The organism is Streptococcus sp. 3613, assembly GCF_013277375.1.
In the GTDB taxonomy this organism is placed as follows: Bacteria; Bacillota; Bacilli; order Lactobacillales; family Streptococcaceae; genus Streptococcus; species Streptococcus pseudopneumoniae.
Map to the genome: position 1 here is coordinate 1 of NZ_VMMV01000065.1, position 11,101 is coordinate 11,101.

An 11,101-nucleotide genomic window follows, 5' to 3' on the forward strand; every position below is an offset into this window, starting at 1 on the left:
TGAAGGAGGGATTTTTTGGCGATAAAACGGATAGTTCAACCTTAATCAAAAACGAAGTTCGTATGATGATGAGCTGTATCGCCTACAATCTCTATCTTTTTCTCAAACATCTAGCTGGAGGTGACTTCCAAACTTTAACAATCAAACGCTTCCGCCATCTTTTTCTTCACGTGGTAGGAAAATGTGTTCGAACAGGACGCAAGCAGCTCCTCAAATTGTCTAGTCTCTATGCCTATTCCGAATTGTTTTCAGCACTTTATTCTAGGATTAGAAAAGTCAACCTGAATCTTCCTGTTCCTTATGAACCACCTAGAAGAAAAGCGTCGTTAATGATACATTAAAGAACAGTCGAGATGAAAAAATCGTGTGACGCACCAAGGGAGGAGTATGCCCTTTTGAGGAAATCTAGCGAGGAAAAACGATACTGGAACAGCAGAAAGTAAAACTGACCTCATGAGGAGGAAGAAAGTGGCTCATGAGGTCAGGGGTTTTGTAAGTCACATCTAGTTGAGAGAGGTATGAATGATTTGGGGTTAAGTCTTATTCTTAGCGGTTATTTATATTGTTTAATAGCGCTGATATTTCATCAATGATGTTTGACTTTGTGATTTTGGTAGTGGTTCAATTTGATTGCTACTATTTTTGATGGTGTGAATGTTCTGACAATGTACCCCAGCTAACTACGAAAGTTTTTGACTCTATATTTTTAATGTGTATTAAAAAATAAATTAACACATATTAATTTTTCTTGACTTAAATTTAAAAAATGATATACTATTTTTATGGAGAGCTAACAATTATATATAAATGTACTACTCTATTTCCTAGATAATACTTAGTAAAACTTTTTATAACAAAGGCTAGCAAAGTTAAAGTTTTCTATCTATTGGAAGTTAAATAAATATGTAAGGAATTAAAATGAAAAAAAGTACAGTATTGTCATTAACCACAGCTGCAGTTATTTTAGCAGCCTATGCCCCTAATAAGGTAGTCTTAGCAGATATATCTAGCTCTGAAGATGCTTTAAATATCTCTGATAAAGAAAAAGTAGTAGTAGATAAGGAAACAGAAAATAAAGAGAAACATGAAGAGATTCATCATGCTATAGAAGCTTCAAAGGATACTGAAGAAAAGAAAACAACAATTATTGAGGAAAAAGAAGTTGTTAGTAAAAATCCTGTGATAGACAATAGCACTAGCAATGAAGAAGCAACAAGCAAAGAAGAAAATTCCAATCAATCCCAAGGAGATAAAGCGGACTCGTCTGCAAGTAAAGACTCAGAAAGTCCCAAAAAAGAGGATAGACTTGTCTATATTGCTGAATTTAAAGATGAAGAGTCTAGAGAAAAAGCAATCAAGGGACTATCCAGTCTTAAGAATACAAAAGTTTTATATACTTATGATAGAATTTTTAACGGTAGTGCCATAGAAACAACTCCAGATAACTTGGACAAAATTAAACACATAGAAGGTATCTCATCGGTTGAAAGGGCACAAAAAGTCCAACCCATGATGAATCATGCCAGAAAGGAAATTGGAGTTGAGGAGGCTATCGATTACCTAAAGGCCATTAATGCTCAATTTGGGAAAAACTTTGATGGTAGAGGTATGGTCATTTCAAATATCGATACCGGGACAGATTATAGGCATAAGGCCATGAGGATTGATGATGATGCCAAAGCCTCAATGAGATTTAAAAAAGAAGACTTAAAAGGCACTGATAAAAATTATTGGTTGAGTGATAAAATTCCTCATGCTTTTAATTATTATAATGGTGGTAAAATTACCGTAGAAAGAGCTGATGATGGAAGTGATTATTTTGATCCCCATGGGATGCATATTGCAGGGATTCTTGCTGGAAATGATACTGAAAAAGACATCAAGAACTTTAATGGCATAGATGGAATTGCACCTAATGCACAGATCTTCTCTTATAAAATGTACTCTGACGCAGGATCTGGGTTCGCAGGGGATGAAACAATGTTTCATGCTATTGAAGATTCTATCAAACACAACGTTGATGTTGTTTCGGTATCATCTGGTTTTACAGGAACAGGTCTTGTAGGTGAGAAATATTGGCAAGCTATTAGAGCATTAAGAAAAGCAGGCATTCCAATGGTTGTCGCTACGGGTAACTATGCGACTTCTGCTTCAAGTTCTTCTTGGGATTTAGTGGCAAATAATCATCTGAAAATGACCGACACTGGAAATGTAACGCGAACAGCAGCACATGAAGATGCGATAGCGGTTGCATCTGCTAAAAATCAAACAGTTGAGTTTGATAAAGTTAACATAGGTGGAGAAAGTTTTAAATACAGAAATATAGGGGCCTTTTTCGATAAGAATAAAATCACAACAAATGAAGATGGTTCAAAAGCTCCTAGTAAATTGAAATTTGTATATATAGGCAAGGGCCAAGACCAAGATTTGATAGGTTTGGATCTTAAGGGCAAAATTGCAGTAATGGATAGAATTTATACAAAGGATTTAAAAAATGCTTTTAAAAAAGCTACGGATAAGGGCGCACGCGCCATTATGGTTGTAAATACTGTCAATTACTACAATAGAGATAATTGGACAGAGCTTCCAGCTATGGGATATGAAGCGGATGAAGGTACTAAAAGTCAAGTGTTTTCAATTTCAGGAGATGATGGTGTAAAGCTATGGAACATGATTAATCCTGATAAAAAAACTGAAGTCAAAAGAAATAATAAAGAAGATTTTAAAGATAAATTGGAGCAATACTATCCAATTGATATGGAAAGTTTTAATTCCAACAAACCGAATGTAGGTGACGAAAAAGAGATTGACTTTAAGTTTGCACCTGACACAGACAAAGAACTCTATAAAGAAGATATCATCGTTCCAGCAGGATCCACATCTTGGGGGCCAAGAGTAGATTTACTTTTAAAACCCGATGTTTCAGCACCTGGTAAAAACATTAAATCTACTCTCAATGTCATTAATGGGAAATCAACTTATGGCTATATGTCAGGAACTAGTATGGCAACTCCAATCGTAGCAGCTTCTACTGTTTTGATTAGACCGAAGTTAAAGGAAATGCTTGAAAGACCTGTATTGAAAAATCTTGAGGGAGATGACAAAATAGACCTTACAAGTCTTACAAAAATTGCTTTACAAAATACTGCGCGACCTATGATGGACGCAACGTCTTGGAAAGAAAAAAGCCAATACTTTGCATCACCTAGACAACAGGGAGCAGGGCTAATTAATGTTGCCAATGCTTTGAGAAATGAAGTTGTAGCGACTTTCAAAAACAAGGATTCTAAAGGTTTGGTAAACTCTTATGGTTCTATTTCTCTTAAAGAAATAAAAGGAGAAGAAAAATATTTTACAGTTAAGCTTCACAATACATCAGACAGACCTTTAACCTTTAAAGTTTCAGCATCAGCGATAACTACAGATTCTCTAACTGACAGATTAAAACTGGATGAAACATATAAAGATGAAAAATCTCCAGATGGGAAGCAAATTGTTCCAGAAATCCATCCAGAAAAAATCAAAGGAGCAAATATCACATTTGAGCATGATACTTTCACTATAGGCGCAAATTCTAGCTTTGATTTGAATGCGGTTATAAATGTTGGAGAGGCTAAAGACAAAAATAAATTTGTAGAATCATTTATTCATTTTGAGTCAGTGGAAGAAATGGAAGCTCTAAACTCTAACGGGAAGAAAATAAACTTCCAACCTTCTTTGTCGATGCCTCTAATGGGATTTGCTGGGAATTGGAACCACGAACCAATCCTTGATAAATGGGCCTGGGAAGAGGGTTCAAAATCAAAAACAATGGAAGGTTATGATGATGATGGTAAACCGAAAATTCCTGGAACCTTGAACAAGGGTATTGGTGGAGAACATGGTATAGATAAATTTAATCCAGCAGCTATTATTCAAAACAGAAAAGATAAAAATATTACATCACTAGACCAAGACCCAGACTTATTTGCCTTTAACAACCAAGGTATTCATGCAGAATCCACTAGTGGATCTAATGTTGCTAGGGTATATCCACTTGACTCAAAGGGAGAACCACAAAGTGTTTCACTAGAAAGAGGATTAACCCCTTCTCCACTTGTATTAAGAAGTGCAGAAGAAGGATTGATTTCAATAGTAAATACAAATAAAGAGGGAGAAAATCAAAGAGACTTAAAAGTCATTTCGAGAGAACACTTTATTAGAGGAATTTTAAATTCTAAAAGCAATGATGCAAAGGGAATCAAATCATCTAAACTAAAAGTTTGGGGTGATTTGAAGTGGGATGGACTCATCTATAACCCTAGAGGTAGAGAAGAAAATGAACCAGAAAGTAAGGATAACCAAGATCCAGCTACTAGGATAAGAGGACAATTTGAATCAATAGCTGAGGGTCAATACTTCTACAAATTCAAATATAGATTAACCAAGGATTATCCATGGCAAGTTTCTTATATACCAGTAAAAATTGATAATACAGCTCCAAAAATTATTTCAATTGATTTTTCTAATCCAGATAAAATTAAATTGATCGCAAAAGATACCTACCACAAGGTAAAGGATGAGTACAAACACGAAACCTTGTTTGCTAGAGACCAAAAAGAACATCCTGAGAAATTTGAAGAAGTAGCCAACGAAGTATGGTACGCAGGTGCAGCTCTTGTCGATAAGTATGGAGATGTTGAGAAAAGTCTTGATGTAACTTACGCCGGAGAGGGTGAGGGAAGAAATAGGAAGCTTGATAAAGATGGAAATACTATCTACGAAATTAGCGGAGCAGGAGATTTAAGAGGAAAAATCATCGAAGTAATCGCCCTAGATGGTGCAAGCAACTTCACCAAAATCCATAGAATTAAATTTGATGACCAAGCTGATGAAAAAGGAATGATTTCTTATTACCTAGTAGATCCTGACAAAGATGCTTCTAAATATGAAAAACTAGGTGAAATTTCTGAAGAAAAACTCAAAAATGCAAAGAGCCCAGAGGAAAATACCAATAATAATCAAGCTAAGGATGAAGATTCAAAACCAGCTGAAGAAAGTTCAGTTGAGGGAGAAGCTAGCCTTGAAATAAATAAAACTATTTCAACAATTAGAGACTTTGAAAATAAAGACCTAAAGAAACTCATTAAAAAGAAATATAGGGAAGAATATGACTTTGTAACTGGTGGAAAAAGAACAGTAGAGCTTGATTATCAATATGACGATGAAGGAAATATAACTGCCTATGAAGATAAGAGTGCTCTAGAATATGAAACTGAGAAACTTGATGATGTTAAATCAAAACTTGGTGGAGTATTAAGCCCATCAAAGGATGGACATTTTGAAATTCTTGGAAAAGTAAGTAATGTATCCAAAAATGCTAAGGCTTACTATGGCAATGGCTTCAAATTAATAGAAATTAAGGCAAGTAAATACGACCCACAAACTAAAACTCTAACCTTTGACTTATTTGCAAATACAAATGATGTAGTCGATGGTCTATCCTTTACGGGTGATATGAATATCCTTGTAAAAGATAAGGGTAAAACAAAAGCTAAAACTAAAATTAGAATGCCTGAAAAAAATAGGGAAACTAAAACAGAATATCCCTATGCATCAAGTTATGGGAATGTAATAGAATTAGGAGAAGGTGATCTTTCAAAAAACAAACCAAACAATTTAACTGAAATGGAATCTGGTAAAATCTATTCTGATTCAGAAAAACAACAATATCTATTAAAGGATAATATCATTCTGAGAAAAGGCTATGCACTAAAAGTGACTACCTATAATCCTGGAAAAACGGATATGTTAGAAGGAAATGGAGTCTATAGCAATGAAGATATAGCAAAAATACAAAAGGCCAATCCTAATCTAAGAGTCCTTTCAGAAACAACAATTTATGCTGATAGTAGAAATGTTAAAGATGGAAGAAGCACTCAATCAGTATTAATGTCGGCTTTGGACGGCTTTAACATTGTAAGATATCAAGTGTTTACCTTTAACATGAATGATAAAGGGGAAGCAATCGATAAAGATGGAAATCTTGTGACAGATTCCTCTAAACTTGTATTATTTGGTAAAGATAATAAAGAGTATCATGGGGAGGAATATTCTAATGTAGAAGCTATAAAAGAAGATGGCTCCATGTTATTTATTGATACCAAACCAGTAAACCTTTCAATGGATAAGAACTACTTTAATCCATCTAAATCTAATAAAATTTATGTACGAAATCCAGAATTTTATTTAAGAGGTAAGATTTCTGATAAGGGTGGTTTTAACTGGGAATTGAGAGTTAATGAATCGGTTGTAGATAATTATTTAATCTACGGAGATTTACACATTGATAACACTAGAGATTTTAACGTTAAGCTTAATGTTAAAGACGGTGACATCATGGACTGGGGGATGAAAGATTATAAAGCAAACGGATTTCCAGATAAGGTAACAGATATGGATGGAAATGTTTATCTGCAAACTGGCTATAGCAATTTGAATGCGAAAGCGGTTGGAGTACACTATCAATTTTTATATGATAATGTTAAACCAGAAGTAAACATTGATCCCAAGGGAAATACTAGTATCGAATATGCTGATGGAAAATCTGTAGTCTTTAACATCAATGATAAAAGAAATAATGGATTCGATGGTGAGATTCAAGAACAACATATTTATGTAAATGGAAAAGAATATACATCATTTGATGATATTAAACAACTAACAGATAAGACACTAAATATTAAGATTCTTGTAAAAGATTTCGCAAGAAATACAACCGTAAAAGAATTTATTTTAAATAAAGATACGGGAGAGGTGAGCGAACTAAAACCTCATAGGGTGACTGTGACCATTCAAAATGGAAAAGAAATGAGTTCAACGATAGTGTCGGAAGAAGATTTCATTTTACCTGTTTATAAGGGTGAATTAGAAAAAGGATATCAATTTGATGGCTGGGAAATTTCTGGTGTCGAAGGCAAAAAAGATGCTGGTTATGTTATTAATCTATCAAAAGATACCCTTATAAAACCTGTATTCAAGAAAATAGAGGAGAAAAAGGAAGAGGAAAATAAACCTACTTTTGATGTATCCAAAAAGAAAGATAAGGTGCAAGCAAATCATAATCAATTAGATGAAAGTCACAGAAAAGAGGATTTACAAAGAGAAGATCATTCACACAAATTTGATTCAACTAAAGATGTCAAAACTACAGTTCCTGTACAAGTAAATTATAGTCAATTAGATGAAAGTCAAAGATCTGATTCAACTAAGGATGTTACAGCTCCAGTTCCTGATAAAAATGATAAAAACTTTGAAAATGAGAAGGAAGTTTATCTTAATGAACCAGAGAACATAGCTAATAAAGATACCAATATTGATAGTAAATCAACTACTAACAATGATAGGTTACCAAAAACCGGAACAGTTAGCGAAGTCTTCACGTCATTGGTTGCCGGAATAATGTTTACCTTAGGTGCATTTCTTGGATTAAAGAAAAAAGATTAAGATTAAGACAAAAGCTATAGATGAAAAAATGGTTTATGTACTGAGATGGTGTGATGATGAAACAGTTTTGTGAAAATAGCTATTTATAACTCAATTATTTAGTTTACTTTACTATTGATACTCTTTTTGGATTTATTAATAGACTTAGTTTAGAAAACTAATGAATTGATTGAAAGGGTTAGTATTGACAAATATTGATTAGCAAATAGAGTCTTTCAAAATTTAAAGGCTAATAGAGGTGATGAGACAATTTCAAGGAATTAAGTAGCGTTTGGTTGCTTAATTCCTTTTCATTTGGGAGGTAGTTTTTCACCTGCTTCCTTATTTTATCGCCATTATTTAACCACTTAGACTGATATAGAGACCAGATAGGCAAAAGAACTTGTTCTTGAAACTGACCTCTACTATAATGATTTTTGTAAGGGACGTGAGGCTTCACTATCAGAGAACTCAAGTTCATAAAAAAATTGGAGATAAACAAATGAAAAAATTATTGGGAATTGTCTTTTTATTAGCAGCAGTGACAGTATTGTATTTTGGTTCTGTTGGCTGGCCAAGTTTGAATGTCAGCCTATGGTCTTTGATTCCGGTGGGTCTGTTCCTCTTTTTCACTCTAGAGAATCTTTTGAAAAAAGACTACAAGGCTAGTCTGATGTGTTTGATTATTGCCTTTATCATCGCAAATGCAATTTTGGATCTGTTGCCAATTTCAAGTGGCTTGGTGATTGGAGCAGGCGTCCTAGCTTGTGTAGGGATTGGCTATCTATTTCCTGATAAAGAAGGAAAATAATACTCTTCGAAAATCTCTTCAAACCACGTCAACGTCGGCTTGTCGTAGATATGGTTACTGACTTGGTCAGTTCTATCCACAACCTCAAAACGGTGTTTTGAGCAGTCTGTGCCTAGCTTTCTAGTTTGCTCTTTGATTTTCATTGAGTATTAGAACAGAAAAATACTTGGAATATTTGTTTGTTTATTTTTATATAACAAACTATAAACACAACAAAAGCATAAAAAAGACAAAAATCAACAGAAAACTATTGACAACGATTACATATAGTGTTATACTTATAGCATAAAGTTAATGGAAAGAAGGGAAAACCTTATGGGATTAGATCATTTCTTTGGTAAAAACCTTGTGTTTTGCTTAGAAGCGGATAATCAAGAACATCTCTTTGATCAGGTTGCTACTTTATTGGAGGAACGAGAAATCGTGACTCCAACTTATCGTGAAGCCTTGATCACGCGTGAAAAGTCATTTCCAACTGGCTTAGATATGGAATTTTTGGGTAAGGATTTGCCGAATGTGGCTATTCCTCATACAGATATTGTTCATAATCTAGCTGAGAAAGTGGTGGTTGTTCGATTAGAGAAACCTGTGACCTTCCACAATATGATAGCTCCTGATAAGGAAGTAGAAGTATCCTTGCTCTTCTTTATCATCAATAACTCAAGTTCAAGTCAAACAAATATTCTGGCTCAGTTGATGGACTTTTTCACAGGAAATGGACATCTTGAAGACCTATCAAAAATTTCCGAACCAGAAAAACTTTATGCTTACATTGCTGAAGCAACCGCTTAATCTTGTCTATTAAAAAATAAAATCGGAGGAAATCTAAATGATTAAAATTCTTGCTGCCTGCGGTGCAGGTGTTAACTCAAGTCACCAAATTAAAAGTGCTCTAGAAGAAGAACTTTCAAACCGTGGTTATGATGTTCACTGTGATGCAGTCATGGTCAAAGATGTAAACGAAGACCTTATGAAAGGTTACGATATCTTTACACCAATCGCTGCAACAGACCTTGGTTTTGAACCAGGTATCCCAGTTATCGAAGCTGGACCAATCTTATTCCGTATCCCAGCAATGAGCGCTCCAGTATTTGACAATATTGAAGCAGCTATTAAAGAACACGGATTAAGCTAATTCTAATTTGTTAACATTCATATAACATAAAAAAGGGAGGAACTGTTATGGATGCAATCTTTGACCTAATCGGAAAGGTTTTCAATCCCATCTTAGAAATGGGTGGACCTGTCATCATGTTAATTATTTTGACAGTATTGGCTTTACTTTTTGGAGTGAAATTCTCCAAAGCGCTTGAAGGTGGTATCAAACTTGCCATCGCTCTTACAGGTATCGGTGCTATCATCGGTATGCTAAATGGTGCTTTCTCAGCATCACTTGCAAAATTCGTTGAAAACACTGGTATCCAATTGAGTATTACCGACGTTGGTTGGGCACCACTCGCAACAATCACTTGGGGATCTGCTTGGACACTTTACTTCTTGCTCATCATGTTGATTGTCAACGTAGTGATGCTTGCTATGAAGAAAACCGATACACTTGATGTCGATATCTTTGATATCTGGCACTTGTCTATCACAGGTCTCTTGATTAAATGGTATGCTGATAACAATGGTGTGAGTCAAGGGGTTTCGCTCTTTATTGCTACAGCAGCTATCGTCCTTGTTGGTGTGTTGAAAATTATCAACTCTGACTTGATGAAACCTACATTTGATGACCTTCTTAACGCTCCAAGTTCATCACCAATGACATCAACTCACATGAACTACATGATGAACCCAGTTATCATGGTTTTGGATAAGATTTTTGAAAAATTCTTCCCAGGCCTTGATAAATATGACTTTGATGCTGCTAAATTGAACAAGAAAATCGGTTTCTGGGGATCTAAATTCTTCATCGGTTTCATCCTTGGTATCGTTATCGGTATTATGGGAACTCCACATCCAATTGCAGGTGTTGCAGATGCAGATAAATGGCGTCTTGTTATCAAAGGATGGTTGTCTCTTGGTTTGACTGCCGGTGTATCTTTGGAACTCTTCTCACTTATCGGTTCATGGTTCATCGCAGCCGTAGAACCACTATCACAAGGTATTACAAACGTTGCTACTAAACGTCTTCAAGGACGTAAATTCAATATCGGTCTTGACTGGCCATTCATCGCTGGTCGTGCTGAAATCTGGGCTTGTGCCAACGTACTTGCACCAATCATGTTGATTGAAGCAGTGCTTCTTTCAAAAGTTGGAAATGGTATCTTGCCACTTGCAGGTATCATCGCTATGGGTGTTACTCCAGCTCTCTTGGTTGTAACGCGTGGTAAATTGCTCCGTATGATTATCTTCGGAACACTCTTGTTGCCACTCTTCCTTCTTTCAGGTACACTTATTGCGCCATTTGCAACAGAACTTGCTAAAGGTGTAGGTGCCTTCCCAGAAGGTGTGAGCCAAACTCAATTGATTACTCACTCTACTCTTGAAGGACCAATCGAAAAACTTCTTGGTTGGACAATTGGTAACACTACAACTGGTGATATCAAAGCAATTCTTGGTGCAGTAGTCTTCCTTGTATTCTATATCGGTATCTTTGCTTGGTACAGAAAACAAATGATTAAACGTAACGAAGAGTACGCAGCAAAAGCAAAATAATGCGCTCCTATAAAATGTAAATTGTTGAAACTAGGTTGTCATACTGTTTAGGAGTGACAGCCTAGGTTTTTTATAAACTATCAAGAAATCGGAGAAAATAATGGTAATTGAATTATACTCAATGAAAATCAAAGAGCAAACTAGGAAGCTAGCCGCAGGTTGCTCAAA

At 35.2% G+C, this 11,101-nt stretch carries 7 protein-coding genes; 6 read left to right on the forward strand and 1 reads right to left on the reverse strand.

Annotation, left to right across the window (positions count from 1 at the left end; genetic code table 11):
- The 3 genes from HT708_RS08095 to HT708_RS08105 all read left to right on the forward strand — a co-directional run.
- On the forward strand, positions 1-341 hold a 341-nt coding region (locus HT708_RS08095; RefSeq protein ID WP_172926244.1), incomplete at its 5' end, for a transposase.
- A gap of 577 nt (positions 342-918) precedes the next feature.
- On the forward strand, positions 919-7,485 hold the full coding sequence (locus HT708_RS08100; RefSeq protein ID WP_172926245.1) for a S8 family serine peptidase: 6,567 nt from the start codon (positions 919-921) through the stop codon (positions 7,483-7,485).
- Positions 7,486-7,966: 481 nt separating this feature from the next.
- Positions 7,967-8,275 (forward strand): hypothetical protein, encoded by a 309-nt coding sequence (locus HT708_RS08105; protein ID WP_100104719.1) that lies wholly within the window; start codon positions 7,967-7,969, stop codon positions 8,273-8,275.
- On the opposite strand, the gene HT708_RS11910 is transcribed toward HT708_RS08105, so the two are convergent.
- Positions 8,245-8,418 carry a hypothetical protein gene (locus tag HT708_RS11910; RefSeq protein WP_007285086.1) on the reverse strand — a complete coding sequence of 58 codons (174 nt, stop codon included), beginning with the start codon at positions 8,416-8,418 and terminating at the stop codon, positions 8,245-8,247. The two genes, HT708_RS08105 and HT708_RS11910, sit on opposite strands and share 31 nt — an antisense overlap.
- A gap of 172 nt (positions 8,419-8,590) precedes the next feature.
- Between HT708_RS11910 and HT708_RS08115 the strand changes: the two genes are divergently transcribed.
- Genes HT708_RS08115 through HT708_RS08125 form a run of 3 tightly spaced genes read left to right on the forward strand, consistent with a single transcriptional unit; the run spans position 8,591 to position 10,933 of the window.
- Positions 8,591-9,067: a PTS sugar transporter subunit IIA gene (locus tag HT708_RS08115; RefSeq protein WP_165852425.1), complete on the forward strand. Its 477-nt coding sequence runs from the start codon at positions 8,591-8,593 to the stop codon at positions 9,065-9,067.
- A 37-nt stretch (positions 9,068-9,104) separates the two neighbouring features.
- Positions 9,105-9,410: a PTS sugar transporter subunit IIB gene (locus HT708_RS08120; RefSeq protein ID WP_000590563.1), complete on the forward strand. Its 306-nt coding sequence runs from the start codon at positions 9,105-9,107 to the stop codon at positions 9,408-9,410.
- Positions 9,411-9,457: 47 nt separating this feature from the next.
- Entirely contained in the window at positions 9,458-10,933 is a 1,476-nt protein-coding gene (locus HT708_RS08125; RefSeq protein WP_000338717.1) for a PTS galactitol transporter subunit IIC, read from the forward strand.
- Positions 10,934-11,101 lie beyond the last annotated feature (168 nt).